Below are 21464 nucleotides of genomic sequence, written 5' to 3'. Positions count from 1 at the left end.
GTAGTCAAACTTGAACACTGCCGGGGTGATCCACGCCCGCGGCCTGGCCCGCACGTTCCGGAAGAGGAAGCAGGAGGTCCACGCCGTCACCGGGGTGGACCTCGACGTGGCGGCCGGCGAGATCGTCGGCTTCCTCGGACCCAACGGCGCCGGCAAGACGACGACGCTGCGCATGCTCACCACGCTGCTCACCCCCACGGCCGGCACGGCCACCGTCGCCGGCTGCGACCTGGTCGCCGACCCGGTCGGGGTCCGCCGGCGGATCGGCTACGTCTCGCAGAGCGGCTCGACCGCGCCCGAGGCGCGTGCCGGGGAGGAGGTCGTCGACCACGCCCGCCTCTACGGCGTCAGCACGGCCGACGCGGTCACCCGCGGCCGGCAGCTGTTCCGCGACCTCGACCTCGACGGCCTGTGGGAGCGCCAGCCCAAGGCCATGTCGGGCGGACAGCGTCGCCGGCTCGACATCGCCATGGGGCTCGTGCACGACCCCGGGCTGGTCTTCCTCGACGAGCCCACCACCGGCCTCGACCCACAGGCCCGGGCCAACCTGTGGGAGCACATCCGTGGTCTGCGCGACGAGCGGGGGACGACGGTCTTCCTCACCACCCACTACCTCGACGAGGCCGACGCCCTCTGCGACCGCATCCTCGTCATCGACCGCGGCGCCATCGTCGCCGAGGGCACCCCGGACGCGCTGAAGTCCGGCGTCGGCGGCGACGTGCTCACCGTGACCGTCGCCGACCCGGCCCGCGCGGCCGACGTCGCCCGGCTGGTCGGCGCGCTGCCGGGCGCGGAGTCGCCGCAGGTGGAGGGCGCCCGGGTGGTCGGCCGGGTGCCCGCCGGTGGGCGCGCGCTGGTCGGCCTGGTCCGCGAGCTGGACGCCGCCGGCATCGACGTCGCCGGGGTGGAGAGCCGCCGGCCCAGCCTGGACGACGTCTTCCTCGGGCTGACCGGCCGGTCGCTGCGCGAGGAGGGCGCCCCCGCGGCCGCCGAGGAGGTGCCGGCGTGAACGCCGTCGCCCGCGACACCTGGACCGTCTTCGCCCGCGCCATGCGGCTGTCGCTGCGCAACCCGGCCTGGGTGGTGATCGGCCTGCTGCAGCCGATCCTCTACATCGTGCTGTTCGGGCCGCTGCTCGAGCCGCTGTCCGGCCAGCTCGGCGGGGAGAACGCCTACTCGGTGTTCGTGCCCGGCATCCTCGTGCAGCTGGGCATCTTCGGGGCGCTGTTCGTCGGCTTCGGCCTGATCGCCGAGTACCGCGCCGGTGTGGTCGAGAGCCAGCGGGTCACCCCGGCCAGCCGGACGGCGCTGCTGCTCGGGCGGGTGCTGCGCGACGTCGTCGTGCTGCTCGTGCAGGGCGTGCTGCTCGTGCTGGTGTCGATCCCGCTGGGGCTGCGCGCGCCGGTGATGGGCGTGGTGCTGACGCTGGTGGTGATCGCACTGCTGGGTGCGGCCTTCGCCTCCGTCTCGTACGCGCTGGCCCTGACGCTGAAGAGCGAGGACGCCTTCGCGCCGCTGCTCAACGCCTTCGTGCTCCCGGTGCTGCTGCTGTCGGGGATCCTGCTGCCGATGACGCTGGCGCCCGGCTGGTTGCAGGCGATCAGCGACGTCGTCCCGATCAAGCACGTCGTGGAGGGTGCGCGGGAGCTGTTCGACGGCGACTACGGCGCCTCGGCCGTGTGGTGGGGCGTCGGCCTGACGGTGGCGATGGCGGTGCTCGGCTGGGTCTACGGGGTGCGGCGGTTCCGGCGGGAGAACGGCTGACCGGTCGCTGGGGCGGGTGGTGCGGCTGGTGCCCTCTTCGGGGGACACGTGGCCTCCCGGACACGCTTCTGTCACCTGGCGGGCCTAGCGTCCGGGGTGGACGACGGGGATCCCTCCGCCGTCCACGGGAGGCCCGGTTGGTGCTGACGTGTTCGTCGACCAGGGGGGCCGGTGCCCGGCCTCTGTGCCGGGGCCCGGCCGCCTTCGAGCCGGGGCGCGCTGTGCGCCCCAGGGGAGCCGACTCGTGAGCACTCGCCGTCGCACCTTCGTCCTCGACACCTCCGTCCTGCTCTCCGACCCGGGCGCGCTGCGCCGTTTCGGTGACTCGGACGTGGTGCTCCCGCTGGTCGTGATCGGGGAGCTGGAGGACAAGCGGCACCACCCGGAGCTGGGGTGGTTCGCCCGGCAGGCCCTCCGCACCCTCGACGACCTGCGCCTGGCGCACGGCCGGCTCGACGCCCCGGTGCCGATCGGCGACGACGGCGGCACGCTGCACGTCGAGCTGAACCACAGCGACCCCTCGGTGCTGCCGGCCGGGTTCCGCAACGACAGCAACGACAGCCGGATCATGGTCGTGGCGCTGAACCTGCGCGCCGAGGGTCGCGACGTCTGCCTCATCACCAAGGACGTGCCGCTGCGGGTCAAGGCCGCCGCGGTCGGCCTGGACACCGACGAGTACCGGGTCATGGAGGCCGTCGACGCCGGCTGGACGGGGATGGCCGAGCTGTCCCTGGACGACCACGAGCTCGAGGGCCTGTACGACGCGGGGGAGACCTACGTCCCGTCGGCCGCGGAGCTCCCCGCGCACACCGGCCTGGTGCTGCTCTCCTCCCGTGGCTCGGCGCTGGGACGGGTGACGCCGGACAAGCAGGTGCGCCTCGTGCGGGGCGACCGGGAGGCGTTCGGGCTGCACGGACGCTCCGCCGAGCAGCGCATCGCCCTGGACCTGCTGCTCGACCCGGAGATCGGCATCGTGTCGCTCGGTGGCCGGGCCGGCACCGGCAAGTCGGCGCTCGCGCTGTGCGCCGGGCTGGAGTCGGTGATGGAGCGGCGGGCGCACAAGAAGGTCGTGATCTTCCGGCCGCTGTACGCCGTCGGCGGCCAGGAGCTCGGCTACCTGCCGGGCAGCGAGGGCGACAAGATGTCGCCCTGGGCGCAGGCCGTCTACGACACGCTCGGGGCGCTGGTCTCCCCGGCGGTGACCGACGAGATCGCCTCGCGCGGGCTGATCGAGGTGCTGCCGCTGACCCACATCCGCGGCCGCTCGCTGCACGACTCCTTCGTGATCGTCGACGAGGCGCAGTCGCTGGAGCGCGGCGTCCTGCTGACGGTGCTGTCGCGGCTCGGATCGGGCTCGCGGGTGGTACTCACCCACGACGTCGCCCAGCGGGACAACCTGCGGGTGGGCCGGCACGACGGCATCGCCGCGGTCATCGAGGCGCTGAAGGGTCACCCGCTGTTCGCGCACGTGACGCTGACCCGCTCGGAGCGCTCGCCGATCGCCGCGCTGGTGACCGAGATGCTGGAGGACCTCCCGCTCTGACCCGCCGCTCCTGCGGTGTTCCTCCTGCTCCTGCGGTGCTGCACCGCCGCGAGAGCGCGAGGAACACCGCAGGAGTCGGAGATCAGCGGCGGCGTCGGCCGAGCGAGGGTCGCTCCGCGCGGCACTGCGGCGAGGTGCCCCAGCGCATCTGTGCACAGCGGGACGCCACTCTCGCGGTGTTCCTCGCGCTCCCGCGGTGCTGCGACACCGCAGGAGTACGAGCAACACCGCAGGAGTCCGGCGCCGGCGCGAGCCTCAGGGGGCCGGGGTGGGTTCCGACTCCGACTCCGACTCGGGCGCGGGCGTCGCAGCGGGGGTCCGGCCCGGCTTGCCGGGCTCCTTCCGCGGACGGGCGACGGCGGAGAGCAGGGCGACCGCGGCCCATGCGGCGGCCAGGCACCAGGGGAGCCGGGCCAGCATGTCGTCGATCGTCAGGTCGCCCCGGTAGCCCAGGGCGAGCACCGGCAGGGCCAGCACGAACGCGAGCCCGAGGACCTCCCAGCGCAGCGGGTTCATGTCTCGACGGCCTCCAGTCGCTCACACAGCAGCGAGGCCCAGCGGTGGGCGGTGGCCCGGGCGCCGTCCAGCAGCGCGACCGGGGCGGCGGCACGGGAGAGCACCGCGGCGGGGTCGGCGGTCAGGTCGGTGTCCTGCACCATGAGCGCGTCCACCCGGGGGAGGGCGTCGAGCCACGGGGCCAGGTCCTCGGCCTTGCGGGTGGCCTCGACGACCGCCCACACCGCCGACGGCGCCCAGATGGCCAGCATCTGCTCGAGCCAGGTGCGCCCACCCGCCCGCAGCGGGGCGTCGACCGCGACGATGGTCAGCTCACCGGCCTGTGCGGTGTCCTGCTTGCGCTCCAGTGCCGTGTCGACCGACGCGATCCGGCTGGCGTGCGGCACCAGGTTGGCGAGGTCACCGCGGCTGGCCCACTGCAGGCGGTCGGGATCCAGGCGCAGCGACGCGGCCAGCGAGCGGGCGGCGGCGAGGGTCTCGGCGCCGGGACCGACCACGAGGAGGACCTCACCCGGACCGCTGGGGACGGCCGGTGCGGTCGGCAGCATCGCCAGCACCCGGGTGAGCGCGGCGTAGGTGCCGTTGGCAGCGATGTCGGCCGCGAAGCCGCCACCCAGCAGCGCCTCGGGCAGCCCGAGGGCCCGCAGGCGGGTGACCACACCGGCGGCCTCGATCATCCGCGGGTCGACCATGCCGCCGGTGGGCACCAGGGTGCCGGCGCGCTCGCGCACCGAGGGGACGACGACCGCGCCGCCCTGCCACCCGCCGGCACGGCTCACCGGGAGCGCCGTCACCGTGGCGAGGCCCTGCGGGGCGCGGGCCGACGCGACGCGGGCCACGGCCTGACCGGGCACGGGGGGACGACGCCGGGACGGCGGCGGCACCGGCGGACGCCCGCCGAGCAGCGGCGGGATCGCCAGCTGCGAGCCGGGGGTCGGCGGCGGCAGCAGCGACAGCGGCGGCAGGATCGCGGTCGCGTCCAGCGCGAGGGGCGCCGGGTCGCTCGCCGTGGGGGCCAGGACGTCGGCCACGACCTCCCACTCGTCGGACTCCGTGGCGCCCTCCACCCAGCTCTGGCGCTGCGCCGAGGCGGCGACCGGTCGCTGCGAGGCGTTGGACAGCACCCCGCGCAGGATGTCGGTGAGGACGTCGTCGGAGGTGTCGTGCGCCAGGGCGGCGCGCAGCACCTCGGCGATCGCCTCTTCGCGCACGCTGGCCGGGCCGGCGAGCTCGGGCTCGGACAGCCACTCGGGCACGACCGGCGACTCGGTGGCGCTGGCGAACTCGGTGGTGACGGGCTCGACCCGGCGCGCGGCCTCGCGTTCGGCGGCGATCTCGGCGGCGGCCACCGCGGCGGCCTGCTCGGCCCGCAGCCGGGCGGCACCGCGCTCGGCGGCGAGCAGCGCGGCGCGACGCTCCGCGACCAGCCGGCCGGCCTCCTCCTCGGCCGCGATGCGGGCGGCCTCGGCGGCCGCGGCCTGCTCGGCGGCCCGACGGGCGGCCTCGGCGGCGGCGAGCTGCTCCGCGGCGATCCGCGCCGCCTCCCGCTCGGCGGCGAGACGGGCGGCCTCCTGCTCGGCGAGGATGCGCGCGGCCTCCTGCTCCGCGGCCAGGCGCACGGCCTCGGCGGCGGCGGCCCGCTCGGCGGCGACGCGGGCAGCTTCCTGCTCGGCCGCGACGCGGGCGGCCTCCTGCTCGGCGGCGACGCGGGCGGCCTCGGCGGCGGCGGCCTGCTCGGCGGCCAGGCGGGCGGCCTCCTGCTCGGCGGCGACCCGGGCAGCTTCCTGCTCGGCGGCGACGCGGGCGGCCTCCTGCTCGGCGGCGATGCGGGCGGCCTCGGCGGCGGCGGCCGCGCGGGCGGCTTCCTCCTCCGCGGCGATTCGCGCGGCCTCCTGCTCGGCGGCCAGGCGCTCGGCCTCGGCCTGCTCGGCGGCGATGCGGGCGGCCTCCTGCTCGGCGGCGATGCGGGCGGCCTCGGCGGCGGCGGCCTTCTCGGCCGCGGCACGCTCCCGGGCCAGGCGGGCGGCCTCGCGCTGGGCCGCGATGCGGGCGGCCTCCTGCTCGGCGGCGAGCCGGGCGGCCTCGGCGCGCTGGGCGGCGGCCTGCTCGGCGGCGGCCTTGTCGGCCGCGGCCTGCTGGACGGCGGCGAGCGCGGCGGCCAGACCGGCACCGGCCGCGGGTGCGGACGCGGCGGGGGTGCGGCGGCCGGTCCGGGCCGCGGGTGCTGCGGCGGACGACGCGGTGCGGGCCCGCGGCGCCGAGGTGGACACGGCCTCCTCGACGGCGGCGCGCACCTCGGAGTCGTCGCTGACGACCTGGGCCAGGGCCGAGGTGAACAGCGACGGGACGGCGACCGGCTCGTCGACGTCGGCGACCGGGGTCGCCGGGGGACGGGCCGCGGCACCGGTGCGTGCGCGCTGCGGGGTCGCGGCGCGGGAGGCGGGAGCGGCGGCGGGAGACGAGGTGGCGGCCCGGGCGGCCGGCCGCGCGGCGGACCCGCCCGACACCGGACGGCTCGCGCCCGCGGCGCGGGCGAAGCTGCTGCGCGAGTACACGTCCAGCTCGGGCGCCTCGCCGCCGCCGTGGCCCAGCAGCCCGGCGAGCTCGTCGACCGGGTCGGGGCGGGACGACCGGGCTCCGTCCCGGCCCGCCCGACCCCGGGCCGGCTCGGCGCGCGGCGGCGTGTAGCCGTCGTCGTCCCAGTCGTCGACGTACCGGTCGTCCCGGCTGAGCGCGGCCTCGATGCGGCGGCGGGAGTCCGACAGCGGCGCGGGGCGACGCGGCTGGACCTCCTCCACCTCCGCGACGTAGCGCTCGCTGGCGAAGAAGCCCATGACCCCGCCGCTGCGCGTCTTGCGGACGGCGACCACGCGCGCGGACGAGCCGTACTTCTCCCGCGCGGCGGCGATGGCGCCGTCCCGCGTGGCGGCCTCAACGGATGGCAACGGCACCGTTCACCACTCCCAGTGACTCGATCGTGGCCGTCCGGGAGACCTCCGAGTAGGAGATCACCGGCAGCCGGGGCAGGACCTGGCGCATCAGGCGGGACAGAGCCGCCCTGACCTGGGGGGAGCACACGAGCACCGGGGCGAAGCCGTGGCGTTCGGCCTCCTCCAGGTGTCCGGAGCACCCGGTGACGAGCGCGTCGACGCTGCCGGCGTCCAGCGCCAGGACCTGGCCCTGGTCGCTCTGCCGGACCGCCTCGAGCAGGCGCTGCTCGAAGCCGGGGTCCAGCGTGAGCACGTGCAGTCGCTCGTCGGGGGTGACGTAGGGGTGGCTGATCGCGGCGCCGAGCGAGGCGCGGACGGCCTCGACCAGCCCGTCGAGGTCGGTGGAGGTCTTCGCCCGCACCGAGAGCGCCTCGAAGATGCGCACCAGGTCGCGGATGGAGACGTTCTCCGCCAGCAGCGCGTGCAGCACCCGCTGCACCTCGCCCAGGGTGAGCAGCGCGGGGGTGAGCTCGTCGACCACGATCGGGTGGGTCCGCTTGACCATCTCGACGAGCAGCTTGACGTCCTCGCGGCCGAGCAGCTCCGAGGCGTTCTGCCGCACGACCTCGGCCAGGTGCGTGGTGATGACCGACGAGCGGTCGACCACCGTGGCGCCGGCCATCTCGGCCTGCCGCTGCATCTCCGCGGGCACCCACTTGGCCGCCAGGCCGAAGACCGGCTCCCGGGTGGCGCGACCGGGCAGCCCGTCCAGCCCGTCGCCGATGGCCAGGACCATGCCGGCGGGGGAGGAGCCCTTCGCGGCCGGGACGCCGTTGAGCCAGATGACGTACTGGGACGACGGCAGGTCCAGGTTGTCGCGGGTGCGCACCAGCGGGATGACCAGGCCGGTGTCCATCGCGACCTTGCGGCGCAGGGCCTTCACGCGGTCGAGCAGGTCGCCGCCGCGGCTGGCGTCGACGAGGTCGACCAGGTCGAAGGCGACCTCGAGCTCCAGCGGGTCGACCCGCATCTTCTCCGCGATGGCCTCGGGGGAGTCCGGGCGTGGCTCGTCGTCGGCGTCGGCGGGGACCTCGGCGTCGTCGTCCTGGAGCACCTCGTCGGTCATGCGGGAGGCCATGAAGAGGAAGACGCCACCGATGATCAGGAACGGCAGCTTCGGGAGACCGGGGATCAGGCACATGGCGATCGCCGCGCCGCCGGCGATCCGCACCGGTTGCTTGAAGCGGCCGAGCTGGGCGATCAGGTCGCTGCCCATGTCACCCTCGGTGGCCGATCGGGTGACGATGATGCCGGTCGCGGTGGAGAGCAGCAGGGCCGGGATCTGCGACACCAGGCCGTCACCGACGGTGAGCAGCGAGTAGGTGCTGACCGCCTCGCCGGGCGCCATGCCCTTCTGCATGATGCCGATGGCGAAGCCACCGATGAGGTTGATCAGGATGACGATGATGCCGGCGATGGCGTCGCCCTTGACGAACTTCGAGGCACCGTCCATGGAGCCGTAGAAGTCGGCCTCGGCGGTGACCTCGGCGCGGCGCTTGCGCGCCTGCTCCTCGTTGATCAGGCCGGCGTTGAGGTCGGCGTCGATCGCCATCTGCTTGCCGGGCATGGCGTCGAGGGTGAAGCGGGCGCCGACCTCGGCGACGCGGCCGGCACCGTTGGTGATGACGACGAACTGGATGATCGTCAGGATCACGAAGATCACCAGACCGACGATCAGCGATCCGCCGATGACGAAGTGCCCGAAGGCCTCGATGACCTTGCCGGCGAACCCGTCGCTGAGGACCAGCCGGGTGGAGGAGACGTTCAGCGCGAGCCGGAACAGCGTCGCGATGAGGATCAGCGCCGGGAAGACGGCGAAGTCCAGCGGCTTCCTGATCTGCATCGAGACGAGCAGGATCAGCAGCGACGCGGTGATGTTGAGGCCCAGCAGCAGGTCCAGCAGCGCCGAGGGCAGTGGGACCACCAGCATGAGGACGATGGCCACGACGCCGATGGGGACGGCGGCCTTGCTGATGCCCTTCACGGCAGAGACATCGGCAGTTCCAGTCGAGCGGGCACCCGTCTTCGACCCACGCGTCACGGCAGCCCCACGCGGACGCGCAGCACCGCGAGATCTGCGCTCTCGTCGGCATCAGCGGCTGATGCCGACGAGAGTGCAGATCTCGTCGAGGGGACGGGCGGGGGTCAGGACGCCGCGGGCTGCCTCCTGCGACCGGCCACCGGCAGGTCCGTCACGTCGGGTGCCTGGAAGCCCGGGGCGTGGATGCCGCCGCGCACGCCCCGAGCACCCAACTGCATGACGAAGGCCAGCACCCGCGCCACGGCGGTGAACAGCTGCGGCGGGACCTCCTGGCCCACCTCGCACGAGGCGTGCAGCGCCCGCGCCAGGGGGATGTCCTGCACCATCGGCACCCGCGCCTCGGCGGCCTTCTCGCGCAGCTTCGCCGCGATCAGGTCGGCGCCCTTGGCCACCACGCGGGGAGCGCCCTTGTCGGCCTCGTACTTGAGGGCGACGGCGACGTGGGTCGGGTTCACCAGCAGGACGTCGGCGTCGGCGACCTCGGCCATCATGCGGTTGCGGGAGATCGCCAGTGCCGCGGCCCGGCGCTGGCCCTTGACGTGCGGGTCACCCTCGGACTGCTTGTACTCCTGCTCGATCTCGTAGCGGCTCATCTTGAGCTGCTTCATCATCTTCACGCGGACGATGACGTAGTCGGCCACGGCGATCACGAGCCCGGTGACGGCGACGACCCGGAGCATGAGCACCGCGGAGTCGGTGAACGTCGCGACGATCGCGGAGATCGGCAGCGCGCCGGCGGCGGACACCATCTCCTGCGCCCGGCTGCTGGTGACCACGACGACCGCCCCCAGGGCCGCCGTCTTGATGACCGCCTTGGTCGCCTCCCAGATTCCCTGGGTGCCGAACATCCGCTTGATCCCGGGGAAGGGGTTGAGCTTCTTCAGCGTCGGCTTCAGCGGTTTCGTCGTCACCGTGACGCCGCCCTGGGCGGCCGAGGCCACGAGGCCCACGACCATCAGGGCCACCCCGGCGGGCAGCAGCGTGGTGAGGAACGCCGTCAGCGCCAGGCCGAGCATCGCCGTGACCCGCTCGGGCTGCGGGTCGTCGGCGACGGCGCGCACCTGGACGAACAACTCGCCCACCGCGTCGTAGGCGCTGCCGACGAGCATCGGCATGAGGAAGCTCGCCGCCGCCACGCCGGCCCAGGTACCCAGTTCCTGGGTCCTGGGGATCTGCCCTTCCTTGCGGGCGTCCTTGATCTTCTTCGGTGTCGGCTTCTCGGTCTTCTCCCCACCGGGGCCGTCCTTGGCCACTAGCTCACCCCCTCACATCGGGAGGTGCGGGCCCACCAGCGGGTGTCCATCAGCCGCTCTTCAGCGAGACGATGGCGCGGGTGGCCTGCTCGAGCAGCGCGTCGAGCGCCGGCGGGAGCAGCGGGAAGGTCAGCCCCAGCAGGGCCAGGGTGAGCATGATCTTCACCGGGAAGCCGATGGCGAAGATGTTCAGCGCCGGCGCGGCCCGCGACAGCAGCGAGAGGGCGACGTCGGCCAGCAGCAGGACGGCGACCATGGGCCCGGCGATCTGCAGCGCGGCGAGGAACATCATCGAGAAGGCGGTGACCAGCACCTCCGCCAGGTGCTCGGTGGGCACCCCGCCGCCGACGGGCAGCCCCTCGTAGGACGTGGCGAAGCCGCGGACGATCATCAGGTGCCCGCCGCTGGTGAACAGCAGCGTCGTCGCCAGCAGGTAGTGCAGCCGGGCGATCGTGCCGCTGGAGTTCATCGACAGCGGGTCGTACGCCGGCTGCATCGAGAAGCCGCCGCTGACGTCGATCAGGTCGCCGGCGATCTGCACCGCGGCGAAGAAGACCTGGACGACGAAGCCCAGCGCCGCGCCGATGACCACCTCGGTCACCGCGCCGACGATCACGAAGCCGGCGGTCGGCTCGGGCAGGTCGGGGGCGATGCGGGTGAACAGCGCGACCGCGAGGGCCAGCGACAGGGCTCCCTTGACCGGGGCGGGGATGCTCCGGGTGTTGAACGGCGGGGCGAGCAGGACGAAGCCGGCCGCCCGCGCCGTGGCCAGCAGCAGCGCCACGAGGGTGACTGCCGGGACCTCGAGGTCCATACCGGTCAGGTCCGCCCGAGCAGCCGCGGGAGGTCGTCGAACAGGGCCTGGGTGAAGCTGACCAGCTCCGACAGCACCCAGTTGCCCGTGACCAGCAGCGCGATGGCGACGGCGATCATCTTGGGGACGAAGGAGAGCGTGGCCTCCTGGATCTGCGTGGCCGCCTGGAACAGCGAGATGAGGAAGCCGACCAGCAGCGCGGTGAGCAGGATCGGGGCGGCCACCTTCGCCCCCACCATCATCGTCCGGATGGCGATCTCGGTGACGTCGGCGTCAGACATGGCTCGACTCCGTCTTCGCGGGGCTCACGTGTAGCTCCCGACCAGCGATGTCGTGATCAACGCCCAGCCGTCGACGATCACGAAGAGCAGCAGCTTGAAGGGCAGCGACACGATCGACGGCGGCACCATCATCATGCCCATCGCCATGAGGGCGGAGCTGACGAGCATGTCCAGTACCAGGAAGGGGATGAAGATGACCAGCCCGATGATGAAGGCGCTCTTCAGCTCCGAGAGCACGAACGCGGGGATGAGCGTGGTCATGCTCACCGACTCCCGGTTCTCCGGCTGCTCCTCGCCCGAGAGCCCGACCATGAGCTCGAGCTCGTCGTCCCTGGTGTTGTCGAGCAGGAACTCCTTGAGCGGCACGACGCCGGTCTCGTAGGCCTGCGACACCGTCATCTGCCCGTCCAGGTACGGCTGGACGGCGACCTCGTTGATGTCGGAGAACACCGGGCCCATCACGAAGAGCGTGAGGAACAGGGCGATGCCGGTGAGCACCGAGTTCGGCGGCGAGGACTGCAGACCCAGCGCGTTGCGGGTCAGCGACAGCACCACCGCGATCTTGGTGAAGGAGGTGGCGAGCAGCAGCACCGACGGCGCGACCGACAGCACGGTGATCGCGAGGATCAGCGTGACCGAGCTGCTCGGGCTGCCGCCGCCGACGGAGATGTCGACGCCGCCGTCGACGGCCGGGGCGACCGGTGCGGTCGGCGCCGTCGGGGCGGTGGGGGCGGTCGGCGCCGCGGAGGCGGGGCCGGCCAGGAGGACGGCCGCCACCGCGCCGGCGAGCAGCGCCAGCAGCAGGACGACGGTCCGGCGCAGTGCCGGCGAGGTCGTCCGCGCGGGCACGGGGGTGGCGGTCGTCATCAGCGTCGGACCGTCCGCTCGCGCATCTGCTGCACGAAGCCGCCCCAGCTGCCGCGGTCGAGGACGGAGCCGGCCAGGATCCCGCCGCTGCGGGGGGCCACGAGGGGCCGGTGCGAGCCGGCGCCGGACCCGCCGGCGGTCAGGGCGGCGAGCTCGCGGTCGGCCAGGGTGGCCTCGACCATCTCGCTGTCCATCTCGGCCAGCAGGGTGACGGTCTGCTCGGTGGCCCCGACGACCAGCACGCGGTCGGCGATCCGGATGACGTTGACGGTGCTGGCCCGGCTCACCCGCTGCTGGGAGACGATCTCGACCAGCCCGTTGGACTGGCCCAGCCCGCGCTTGCGGGCCAGGCGGGCGGCGAACCAGAGCACGCCGCCGACGAAGGCCAGTGAGAGCACCAGCCGGATCAGCATCCACGTCACGGGACCATGCCCCCGATCTCGGTGGCGTCGCTGACGATCTCGCTGATCCGCAGGCCGAAGTCCTCGTCCACGACGACGACCTCGCCGCGGGCGATGAGGGTGCCGTTCACGAGCAGGTCGGCCGGCGCGCTGGCGGCGCGGTCCAGCTCCACGACCTCGCCCGGGTGCAGGGAGAGCAGCTCCCCGACGGTCATGCGGGTGCGGCCGATCTCGACGGTGACCTCCATGGCCACGTGCCGCAGCAGCTCCAGGCTCCCGCGCTGGGCGCGCTGGGGCTGGGGCAGCGTGACCTGCAGGGCCAGGGTGGCGGTGTGCTCCTCGCCCTCCTCGCCGGCGCCGAAGAGCGGCACCGCGACGAACATGCCCTTGTCGCGCAGGCCGTCCAGCGCGGTGACCGGGTCCTCGGTCCGCTCGGAGTCGACCCGCACCCGGCCCAGCGCCGAGGCGGCCGCCTCGAGGGCCGGCCGCAGCGCGGTGGGGACGTCCATCGGGCCGACGGGGGAGTTGTCCAGCGCCTCGACGATCTCCGCCGACAGCACCAGGACGACGTCACCGGACACCTCGCCGGACAGCCGGGCGGTGACCGCCGCCGCCGCCGTGGACGGCAGTGCGACGGCGTCGGGGTCGGTGACCGCCTCGCCGGGGACCAGGTCGACCGGCGAGGGGATGAGCGAGGCGGCCGCGTGCGCGGCGGCGACGACGACCGCGGAGATCGTCTCGGAGGCCTGGACGGAGTCGAGCGAGGCGGTCATGCGGAGTCCTTTGCGATGTCCCGTGTGAGGTCCCGAGCGGCGTACGGGGTGGGCACGATGGAGGCGGCCAGCCGACGCCGGTGGTTGCTGGCGATGGCGTAGGCGAACGTCACGTCGTTGGTCGTGACCTCCAGGGGGCTGTCCCGCGGGTGGCGCAGCAGCAGCACGTCGCCGATGGCGAGGGAGAGCAGGTCGCTGGAGGACACCTCGAGCGGGGTGAACCGGATGCTCACGTCGACCGGGACCATCTCCAGCCGCACGGCCAGGAGCTCCGCGGCCCGCTGGCGCTTGCGCTGCGCGGCCTCGGACAGGTGCGGCGAGGTCGCGTTGTTCAGCGGCGTCGCGAACGAGGAGAACGGCAGGACCAGGGTGGCCTGGCCGTCGCGGTCGCCGACGGAGAGCTCGAAGCTGGCCACCATCACGGTGTCGGATCCGGCGGCGGCCTGGGCGAGGGCGGGGTTGTACTCGAGGCCGTCGCGGACCGGCTGGATCTCGGTGATGTGCGCGAAGGCGGCGGCGAACTCCTCCAGCAGCCGGGCCAGCAGCTGACCGGTGATGGTGGTCTCCATCGCCGTCATGGGCCGGTCCGGCTGGTCGGCGGCGCCGGAGCCGCCCAGCATGTGGTCCACGCTGGCCATCGCGATGTCCAGCGGGTAGGCCAGCAGGCCCTTGCCGGCCAGCGGCTCCAGCGTGAACGTCGTGAGGAAGTAGGGGTTCGGCAGCGTCGCGAGGTAGTCGTCGTAGGACTGCTGCTCGATGGTCAGCAGCTCCATGCGGGCGCCGGTGCGCAGCAGCGTGGTCAGGACGGTGGTCGCCTGGCGGGCGAAGGACTCCTGGGCGATCTGCAGGACGCGGACGTGCTCGCGGGACAGCTTGGTGGGGCGACGGAAGTCGTACGTTCGGGGAGCGCCGCGCCGGCGGCCACCCGCGGCCGGCGTCCCGGCGCCCCCGGGGACGGGTCCGTTCTCGGGGCGGGTCACCCCTCCCTCATCGGCGGGCCCGGGAGCGGAACTGACCGGCGGCGCGGGGCGCCGCCGGTCAGCCGGGGAGGATGTGACGGACGGGGAGGGTGTGTCCGCCGGGGTGGACCGCTACTGGGTCACGTACTCCGTGAAGTAGATGTCCATGACCATCTCGGTGCCCGCCTCGTGGTCGGTGTAGGCCTCGACGATCTGCTGGCGCAGCGACTCCTTGAGGGCGTCGCGGGCGGCGGTGACGTCGGCTGGCTGCGCCTGCGAGAACGTGGAGATGACCAGGTCGAGGGCCTTGGACCCGTCGACGGCGGCCCCACCGTGCCCGCCGGAGGCGGCGTCCTCGGTGAGCTGGAGGGCGATGCCGACCTTGAGGTAGCCGCCGCCGGCCAGGTTCACCGCGATGGACTCCAGCGGCAGCACCTCGCCGGCCACCGGCTCGGTGTCCTCGCTCCCGCTGAAGAGGAAGAAGTAGGCGCCTGCTCCGATGGCCACGAGGGCCACGGCCACGATGATCAGCAGCTTCTTCTTGCCGCCCTTGGCCTCTCCCTCCGGCGCCTCGGCGTCGTCGGTCTTCTTCTTGCTCACGGGTGGCCTCCCTCGGAAGCGGTGGTGGTCTGGGTCGGGGTCGGTGCGGTGGTGCCGGCGGCGATGCCGGGCAGCAGTTCGTTGGCCTCGGCGGAGGCGGTCGACAGGACCACCAGGTCGACCCGGCGGTTGAGCGTGATGGCGCCGGGGTCGGACTCGGGCACCATCGGGCGGGTCGAGGAGTAGCCGGTCGCCGCCAGGTGGTCCTCGGGCACGCCCCGCTCGGCCAGCGCCCGGACGACGGTGGAGGCGCGGCTGGCCGAGAGCTCCCAGTTCGACGGCCAGGGCCCGCCCGGGGTCACCGGCAGGTGGTTGGCGTGCCCCTCGACGTCGATCTGGTTGGGCAGCCCGGCGATGGCCGGGGCCACCGCGTCGAGGATCGCCCGCCCCTGCAGCAGCAGCGTGGCGCTCTCCGCGTCGAACAGCACCGGGTCGGAGACGATGTGCACGACCAGGCCGCGCTCGTCGATCTCGTACCGGGCCGCGCCGGCGTACCCGGCGGCGGCCAGGGCCTGGTCGATCCGCTCGCGGACGCCGTCCAGGGACTGGTACTGGTCCCGCGCCTCGGCGGCCAGGGCCGCGGCCTCGGCCTCTGCCGCCTCGGTGTCGCTCTCCGCGGTGGGCGCCGGCGGGATCTGCACGTCGACGGCGGCGTCGAGCGCCGGGAGGATCGAGGCGTCCTCGCTGGTGCCGGGGCCGGTGATGGCCTGCACCGGCGCGCCGAACGCCTCGGCCATGCCTCGGGCCAGGGCGGCGAACTTCTGCTCGTCGACCTTGCTCATCGCGAAGAGCACCACGAACAGCACGAACAGCAGCGTCATCATGTCGAAGGCCGACACGAGCCACCGTTCGTGGTTCTCGTGCTCCTCGTGCTCCTCGTGCTTCTTGCCGCGGCGACGGCCGTGACCGCTGCTCACGCCGCTTCCTTGGCGGCCTCACTGGGCGGGATCAGGGAGGTCAGCTTCAGCCGGACCGCACGCGGGCTGGTGCCGGCCTGGATCTCGGCGATGCCCTCGACGAGCAGCTCCATCTGCGCGGCCTGCAGCTCGCTGACCCGGAGGATCTTGGCGCCCATCGGCAGGAACCAGAAGTTGGCCGCCATGACGCCCCACAGCGTGGCGATGAACGCCGCGGAGACCATCGGACCGAGCAGCTCGGGGGTGTTCAGGTTCCCCATGACGTTCATCAGGCCGACGATGCAGCCCAGGATGCCGATGGTCGGCGCGTAGCCGCCCATGGCGTTCATGAACTTGGCCGCGACCTTGTCCTCGGCCTTCTTGGCCGCGATCTCGCTCTCCAGGACGTCGCGCAGCTGCTCGGGGTCGGTGCCGTCGATGCCCATCTGCAGGCCGCGCTTGAGGAACGGGTCCTCGATCTGCTTGACCTGGGCCTCGAGGGCGAGCAGGCCCTCCTTGCGGGCCTTCTCGGCGAGGCTGACCAGGATCTGGATCTGGTCGCTGGCCGGCGGCACCTTGGCCGGCATCAGCGCCATCTTGAACCAGCTGCCGACCTTCTTCAGGTCGTCCATCGTCTGGCTGGCCGCCGCGGCACCGAAGGTCGCGATCACCACCAGGACGATGGCGGGCAGGAAGATGAGCGACGACGGGTCGGCGCCCTCCAGGATCATGAAGACCACGAGGGCGACGAGGGAGACGGCGAACCCGATCAAGGTGGCGGGATCCACGGGTCAGCGCTCCTCTCGGATCGGGAAGGGCACCACGGAGGAGTCGGTGGACCCCTGCTCGGCGAGGCCGGAGCGGTAGGTCCCCCGGTCCATCTCGTAGGCGGTGGCGAGGATGCTCGCCCGGTACTCGCGGATCGCGGTGAGCACGTCGTCGACGCTCTCGCGGACGATGAACTTGGTGCCGTCGACCAGGAACACGACGGTGTCGGGGTGTCCCTCGACCCGCTCGATCAGGTCGGGGTTGAGCGCGAACTGCTCCCCGTTCAGGCGCGTCACTCGGATCACGGGTCTGACCTCTTGCTCGATCGATGGGGGAAGCAGCCGCCACGGCGCGTCCGCGCGGCTGTACTGGATATCGGCCCTGGCCAGGAGGCTCTTGAGCCGAACGTCGGTCGCCGGTCTCACCCCCGGGGGTGAGCGGCGGTCAGCCCGACGGCCCGGTCCCCGTGCGGGGGGACCGGGCCGTCAGGCCGTCATCAGCGCTTGAGGTTGACCAGGTCCTGCAGGACCTCGTCGGAGCTGGTGATCACGCGGCTGTTGGCCTGGAACCCGCGCTGGGCGACGATCAGGCCGGTGAACTCCTCGGCCAGGTCGACGTTGGACATCTCGAGCGCGCCGGAGACCATCGTGCCGCGCCCGCCGGCGTTGGCCTCGCCGATCGCCGGCTGACCGGAGTTGTCGCCGACGCGGTAGGACGTGTTCCCGGCCTTCGCCAGACCCGAGGGGTTGGCGAACGAGGCCATCGCCAGCTTGCCGATCGGCTCGCGCAGGTTGTTGGAGTAGACGCCCATCACGGTGCCGTCGCTGGACAGCGCGATCGACTGCAGGCTGCCCATGGCGTTGCCGTCGACGTCCTCCGGGGTCAGCGAGGTCTTGCCGCCGAACTGCGACAGGCCGCTGATGTCGATCGTCAGGGTCGCGACCGCGGAGCCGTCCGGGGTCTCCCAGCTGGGGGCCATGGCGGCCGAGGGCTGGAAGGTGAACTCCCCGATGGTCGGCTTGCCGGTGGCCGGGTCGAAGGAGATCGGCGTGGTGTCCGGTGTGGTGACCAGCGCGGCGCCGTTCTCGTCGGTCACCGCCATGTCCCACTGGTTGTCCGCGACCTTGGTCAGCTTGAGCGTGATCTGGTGCGCCGTGCCCAGCGAGTCGTACATCGTCATCTGGGTCTGGGCCGAGGTCGCCGGCACCGGCGGGATCGCCAGCGGGTCGGCGACCACGCCCGACGTCGACAGGTTCCCGGCCAGCTTGCCGCCGGTGGTCGGCACCGGGGCCATGACCTCGCCGAAGGGCACCGAGAGGTTGGTGATGGCGCCGTTGGTGTCGACGACGCCGTCCTTGCCCATCCAGCCCTGGAGGATCGCGCCGTCCGGGGTGACGATCTGGCCGAAGCCGTCGTAGTCGAACGAGCCGGCGCGGGTGAACAGCGTGTCGTTGCCGAACTTGGTCACGAAGAAGCCGTCACCGTTGATCATGAAGTCGGTGGTGCGGCCGGTGGTCTGCTGGGTGCCCTGCCCGAAGTTAGTCGTGATGCCGGCGATCTTCACGCCGAGACCGACCTGCGCGGGGTTGGTACCACCGGTGCCCTCGGACGCGGCGGAGCCGTTGCGCATCACCTGGGACAGGGTGTCCTCGAACTGGACCTGGCTGCTCTTGAAGCCGACGGTGTTGACGTTGGCGATGTTGTTGCCGGTCACGTCGAGCTTGGTCTGGTGGGCCTTGAGGCCGGAGATGGCCGAGTACATGGAACGCAGCACGGGGGATTCCCTTCGGGAGCGGGTGGGGGAGCGGGACGTCGGGGGGCCGGCGGTCAGCCGGCCGGCTGGGACACCTCGGTCATGCGGCCGAACGGCACTTCCTTGCCACCGACGACCGCCACGGGCTCGCCGGCGAAGAACCGGACGGAGCTGACCGTGCCGCTCTGGGAGCTGCCGGTCTCGTCGGTCCAGGTGACGTTCCGGCCGACCAGTGCGCCGGCCGACAGCGACCGCTGCAGGGTCACCAGCTCGGCGTTCTGCTTGGCCAGCTCCTCGAGCTTCTCCACCTGGGTGAAGGTCGCGGTCTGCGACATGAACTCGGTGGTGCTCGCCGGGTTGCTGGGGTCCTGGTAGCGCATCTGGGCCACGAGCAGCTGCAGGAACATGTCCTTGTTGTTCTGGCCCTTGCGCTCGACCGTGGTGGTGGCGCCGCCAGTGGCGTAGCTCGCGCCCACGCCGCTGATCGGATCGGTCATCGGGGGTCTCCTCTCTCAGACCCGGACGTCGAGTCCGGACGACGGGCTGTGGACGACGGGTGCCGGACGGCCGCCGTCGGCGTCGGGGCTGCGCAGCCAGGAGCGCTCGCGGCCGGTCGCCGCCTCCCGCGCCCGCTGCTCGGCGGCCTGCTGCTGGGACGAGGTCCAGGAGCTGCCGCTGTCGCGGTCGACGTCGAGCTTCGAGCAGTTCAGGCCCGAGGACTCCAGGTCGCGCCGCAGGTCGGGGAGGGCGTCGAGCAGCGCGGCCCGGCCGGCCTCGGAGGCGTGCCGCAGCGTGAGGTCGACGGTCCCCTGGGACACGGTCACGCGGACCTCGACGGTGCCCAGCGTCTCGGGGCGCAGCACCAGCGTCATCGTGTGGGTGCCGTCGGCGCCACTGGCCAGCTGGGCCACCACCGGGGCCACCTGGGTCGCGACCGCGGCCGGGGGAGGCGTCGGTGCGGCGGTGGGCGGCGGAGCCGCGACGGTGCCGGCCGGGGCGGCGGCCGCGGGCGCGGCGACCGGGGTCAGGGTGCCCGCGGGTCGCTCGCCGCCGGTCTGCGCGTCGGCCCCGGCGTGCTCCTGGCCGGTCGCTGCGGCAGCGGGCACCGGCAGGTCGGTCGGGCCGGCGACCGCTGGTGCGGCGGACTCGCCGACCGTCGCGGTCGGCGCCGCCGCGGACTCCCCTCCCGGCGGGGCGGGGACGACGACGACCCCCGGCGGCAGCACCGGGGCCTCCGCGGTCGCGGGGACCGGCACCGGAGCGGGAGCCGGGGTCGCGGCGGGCACGGCGGCGGCAGCCGTCGCGCCGGGAGCCGGAGTCGGTCCGGCCGGGGTCTGGCCCGGAGCCTGCACGGCCGGCACGAGAGCGGGGACGCCGTCGGCCGGGACGGCCGTCGCCGGCGCGATCGCGGCGAGGTCCACCGCGGCGGCGGGGACCGCTCCGGCCGGGACGGCGTCGGGAGCCGCGGTGGGAGTCTGGGCGGCCGGACCGGCCGGTGCGGCGGCCACCGCGAGCGCGAAGGCCCAGGCGGCCGGGTCGAGGACCTGGACGGCGACCGGCGCCTCGTCGGTCGCCGTGCCCCCGACCCCGGCCTCCCCGCCCCCGGCGACCGGGGCGGCGGCGGGGGCGTCGTCCTCCGGCGGGGTCGCCTCGGCGCCGGGCTCCGGGGTGCCGGCCTCGCCGGCGAGCGCGTCGTCCAGCGACCGGGCGAAGCCGGCGGACGGCTTCGCCGCCGGCGTCGGGGCGCTCGCGGCCGGTGCGACCGGCAGCAGGGTGGCCAGGGTGGGAGCTGTCATGAGTACGCCTCCGCGGCGCTGAGGACCTTGGACACGTAGGACCGGGTCTCGGGGTACGGCGGGATGCCGCCGGCGCGCGAGACGGCGCCCGGACCGGCGTTGTAGGCGGCCAGGGCGAGGTCGGTCGACCCGAACTGGTCGGTCAGCTGGCGCAGGTAGCGGGCGGCGCCGTCGACGGCCGACGCCGGGTTGCGCGGGTCGACGCCCAGGCCGCGGGCGGTGGCCGGCATGAACTGCATGAGGCCGGTCGCGCCGGCCGGGGAGACCGCCGAGGAGTCGAAGCCCGACTCGGTCTTCGCGACCGCCGCCAGCAGCGCCGGCTCCACGCCGTGCCGGGCGCCGGCGGAGACGAACAGGTCGGCGTAGGGGACCCCGGCCATGCCCGCGCCGGGGACCGCCCGGGCGGCGGCCGGCGCGGCCGCGGGGGCGTCGGGCAGCACCCGGCGGATCAGGCTCGGGTCGCCGACGGACTGGACCTTGACGACCTCGCCCGCCTGCGGCGCGGCGATCATCTTGCCGTCGCCGATGTAGATGCCGACGTGGTCGATCCCGGCCCGCGACGACGAGTTGTCGAAGAACACGAGGTCGCCGGGTCGGGCCTCGGCGAGGCTCGCGACCGGGCGTCCGGCGGTGGCCTGCTGCGAGGAGGTCCGCGGCAGGTCGATGCCGAGGTCCTTGTAGACCCGCTGCACCAGACCCGAGCAGTCCAGCCCGGATGCGGGGTCGGTGCCGCCCCAGGCGTAGGGCACCCCGAGGTACCGGCTGGCGGCCGCGACGACCTGCGCGCCCGCCGAGCCGTCGCCGGCGCCGGGCGCGCTGCCCGACGAGGCGCCCGCCGTGCCGGTCAGGCCCGCCGCGGCAGCGGCGCTGGACCAGGCGGCGGAGGTCGAGGACGCGCGGTTCGCCGACAGCATCAGGATCCGGTTCTGGATCTCCGCGACCCGTCCCTGGACGGCGGTCAGCCCCTCCATGTCCCCTCCTCTCCCTGTTCGTCGCGTGCGGTGCGGGCGGAGTGCCGGCCGGTCACCAGGTCGTCGACGGCCCGGGTCTCGGCGGCGTCCTCGGCGTGCCGCAGGGCCAGCTCGTGCCGGTCGCGCAGCTTCTCCAGCGCCTTGGTCTCCTGCGCGGCGGCGGTCCACCGCGCGCGCAGGAGCTCCGCGTGCTCGGCCGAGGCCTGGGCCGTGGACCGTGCAGCAGAGACATCGGCAGCCGCGGCCTGCGATGCGACCATCGCGGCCAGGAAGCTCTGCGAGGAGTGCGAGCCGGTCACCGCCCACGTGTGCAGCTCGCCGGCGAGCCGGTCGGCGCGGCGGGCGGCGTCGGCCGCGGCGGACTCCGCCTCGGCGTACGCCAGCGAGGCCGCCCGCTGGGCGGCCTCGCGCACGCGCAGCACCGGAGCCAGCCGGAACGCCTGTCGCTTGCCCATCAGCCGCCGCCCGTCCGGGGACG

The 21464-nt window shown here is 73.8% G+C and carries 22 protein-coding genes; 3 read left to right on the top strand and 19 right to left on the bottom strand.

Annotation, left to right across the window (positions count from 1 at the left end):
* The first annotated feature begins 25 nt into the window (after positions 1–25).
* From DQ240_RS09690 to DQ240_RS09680, 3 genes are all read left to right on the top strand, one after another.
* A complete protein-coding gene (locus tag DQ240_RS09690; protein WP_113839409.1) occupies positions 26–1009 on the top strand; it encodes an ATP-binding cassette domain-containing protein in 984 nt (327 codons plus the stop codon).
* Positions 1006–1764, top strand: coding sequence for an ABC transporter permease (locus tag DQ240_RS09685; protein ID WP_113839408.1), 759 nt, complete (start codon positions 1006–1008; stop codon positions 1762–1764). The genes DQ240_RS09690 and DQ240_RS09685 overlap by 4 nt, the downstream gene beginning before the upstream one ends.
* A gap of 244 nt (positions 1765–2008) precedes the next feature.
* Positions 2009–3307 carry a PhoH family protein gene (locus DQ240_RS09680; protein ID WP_113839407.1) on the top strand — a complete coding sequence of 433 codons (1299 nt, stop codon included), beginning with the start codon at positions 2009–2011 and terminating at the stop codon, positions 3305–3307.
* 255 nt (positions 3308–3562) lie between these two features.
* On the opposite strand, the gene DQ240_RS09675 is transcribed toward DQ240_RS09680, so the two are convergent.
* The 19 genes from DQ240_RS09675 to DQ240_RS09585 form a co-directional block, all read right to left on the bottom strand.
* Complete coding sequence (locus tag DQ240_RS09675) at positions 3563–3823, bottom strand: hypothetical protein (protein ID WP_113839406.1); 261 nt, start codon at positions 3821–3823, stop codon at positions 3563–3565.
* Complete coding sequence (locus tag DQ240_RS09670; RefSeq protein WP_147261969.1) at positions 3820–6768, bottom strand: hypothetical protein; 2949 nt, start codon at positions 6766–6768, stop codon at positions 3820–3822. The genes DQ240_RS09675 and DQ240_RS09670 overlap by 4 nt, the downstream gene beginning before the upstream one ends.
* Entirely contained in the window at positions 6755–8797 is a 2043-nt protein-coding gene (gene flhA / locus DQ240_RS09665) for a flagellar biosynthesis protein FlhA (protein WP_113839404.1), read from the bottom strand. The genes DQ240_RS09670 and flhA overlap by 14 nt, the downstream gene beginning before the upstream one ends.
* Positions 8798–8958: 161 nt before the next feature.
* Positions 8959–10107 (bottom strand): flagellar biosynthesis protein FlhB, encoded by a 1149-nt coding sequence (locus DQ240_RS09660; RefSeq protein ID WP_113839403.1) that lies wholly within the window; start codon positions 10105–10107, stop codon positions 8959–8961.
* Positions 10108–10156: 49 nt separating this feature from the next.
* Positions 10157–10921, bottom strand: coding sequence for a flagellar biosynthetic protein FliR (gene fliR, locus DQ240_RS09655; RefSeq protein WP_113839402.1), 765 nt, complete (start codon positions 10919–10921; stop codon positions 10157–10159).
* A gap of 5 nt (positions 10922–10926) precedes the next feature.
* The gene (gene fliQ / locus DQ240_RS09650; RefSeq protein WP_113839401.1) at positions 10927–11202 is read right to left on the bottom strand and encodes a flagellar biosynthesis protein FliQ; all 276 of its coding nucleotides are present in this window, start codon (positions 11200–11202) and stop codon (positions 10927–10929) included.
* Positions 11203–11226: 24 nt separating this feature from the next.
* Positions 11227–12069 carry a flagellar type III secretion system pore protein FliP gene (gene fliP, locus DQ240_RS09645; protein WP_113839400.1) on the bottom strand — a complete coding sequence of 281 codons (843 nt, stop codon included), beginning with the start codon at positions 12067–12069 and terminating at the stop codon, positions 11227–11229.
* Positions 12069–12482 (bottom strand): flagellar biosynthetic protein FliO, encoded by a 414-nt coding sequence (locus DQ240_RS09640; protein ID WP_233498627.1) that lies wholly within the window; start codon positions 12480–12482, stop codon positions 12069–12071. Before DQ240_RS09640 ends, fliP begins: the two co-directional genes overlap by 1 nt.
* A 5-nt stretch (positions 12483–12487) precedes the next feature.
* Complete coding sequence (fliN, locus tag DQ240_RS09635; RefSeq protein WP_113839398.1) at positions 12488–13243, bottom strand: flagellar motor switch protein FliN; 756 nt, start codon at positions 13241–13243, stop codon at positions 12488–12490.
* Complete coding sequence (locus DQ240_RS09630) at positions 13240–14223, bottom strand: flagellar motor switch protein FliM (protein WP_113839397.1); 984 nt, start codon at positions 14221–14223, stop codon at positions 13240–13242. Before DQ240_RS09630 ends, fliN begins: the two co-directional genes overlap by 4 nt.
* Positions 14224–14334: 111 nt before the next feature.
* Positions 14335–14802: a flagellar basal body-associated protein FliL gene (gene fliL / locus DQ240_RS09625; protein WP_113839396.1), complete on the bottom strand. Its 468-nt coding sequence runs from the start codon at positions 14800–14802 to the stop codon at positions 14335–14337.
* Positions 14799–15719, bottom strand: a complete 921-nt coding sequence (locus DQ240_RS09620) for a flagellar motor protein MotB (protein ID WP_113839395.1) — start codon at positions 15717–15719, stop codon at positions 14799–14801. Before DQ240_RS09620 ends, fliL begins: the two co-directional genes overlap by 4 nt.
* Positions 15716–16486, bottom strand: coding sequence for a motility protein A (locus DQ240_RS09615; protein ID WP_199589220.1), 771 nt, complete (start codon positions 16484–16486; stop codon positions 15716–15718). Before DQ240_RS09615 ends, DQ240_RS09620 begins: the two co-directional genes overlap by 4 nt.
* A 3-nt stretch (positions 16487–16489) precedes the next feature.
* The gene (locus tag DQ240_RS09610) at positions 16490–16771 is read right to left on the bottom strand and encodes a flagellar FlbD family protein (protein ID WP_113839394.1); all 282 of its coding nucleotides are present in this window, start codon (positions 16769–16771) and stop codon (positions 16490–16492) included.
* Between the two features lie 191 nt (positions 16772–16962).
* Complete coding sequence (locus DQ240_RS09605) at positions 16963–18240, bottom strand: flagellar hook protein FlgE (protein WP_113839393.1); 1278 nt, start codon at positions 18238–18240, stop codon at positions 16963–16965.
* A gap of 53 nt (positions 18241–18293) precedes the next feature.
* Positions 18294–18716: a flagellar hook capping FlgD N-terminal domain-containing protein gene (locus DQ240_RS09600; RefSeq protein WP_113839392.1), complete on the bottom strand. Its 423-nt coding sequence runs from the start codon at positions 18714–18716 to the stop codon at positions 18294–18296.
* A gap of 15 nt (positions 18717–18731) precedes the next feature.
* Complete coding sequence (locus DQ240_RS09595) at positions 18732–20015, bottom strand: flagellar hook-length control protein FliK (protein WP_113839391.1); 1284 nt, start codon at positions 20013–20015, stop codon at positions 18732–18734.
* Entirely contained in the window at positions 20012–20986 is a 975-nt protein-coding gene (locus DQ240_RS09590) for an NlpC/P60 family protein (RefSeq protein WP_113839390.1), read from the bottom strand. The genes DQ240_RS09595 and DQ240_RS09590 overlap by 4 nt, the downstream gene beginning before the upstream one ends.
* Complete coding sequence (locus DQ240_RS09585; RefSeq protein ID WP_113839389.1) at positions 20974–21441, bottom strand: flagellar export protein FliJ; 468 nt, start codon at positions 21439–21441, stop codon at positions 20974–20976. The genes DQ240_RS09590 and DQ240_RS09585 overlap by 13 nt, the downstream gene beginning before the upstream one ends.
* Positions 21442–21464: the final 23 nt, after the last annotated feature.

Source organism: Blastococcus sp. TF02A-26 (genome assembly GCF_003319125.1).
GTDB lineage: Bacteria > Actinomycetota > Actinomycetes > Mycobacteriales > Geodermatophilaceae > Trujillonella.
Note: the sequence above shows the minus strand (reverse complement) of the source record. Positions and strands in the feature narration are given on the sequence as shown.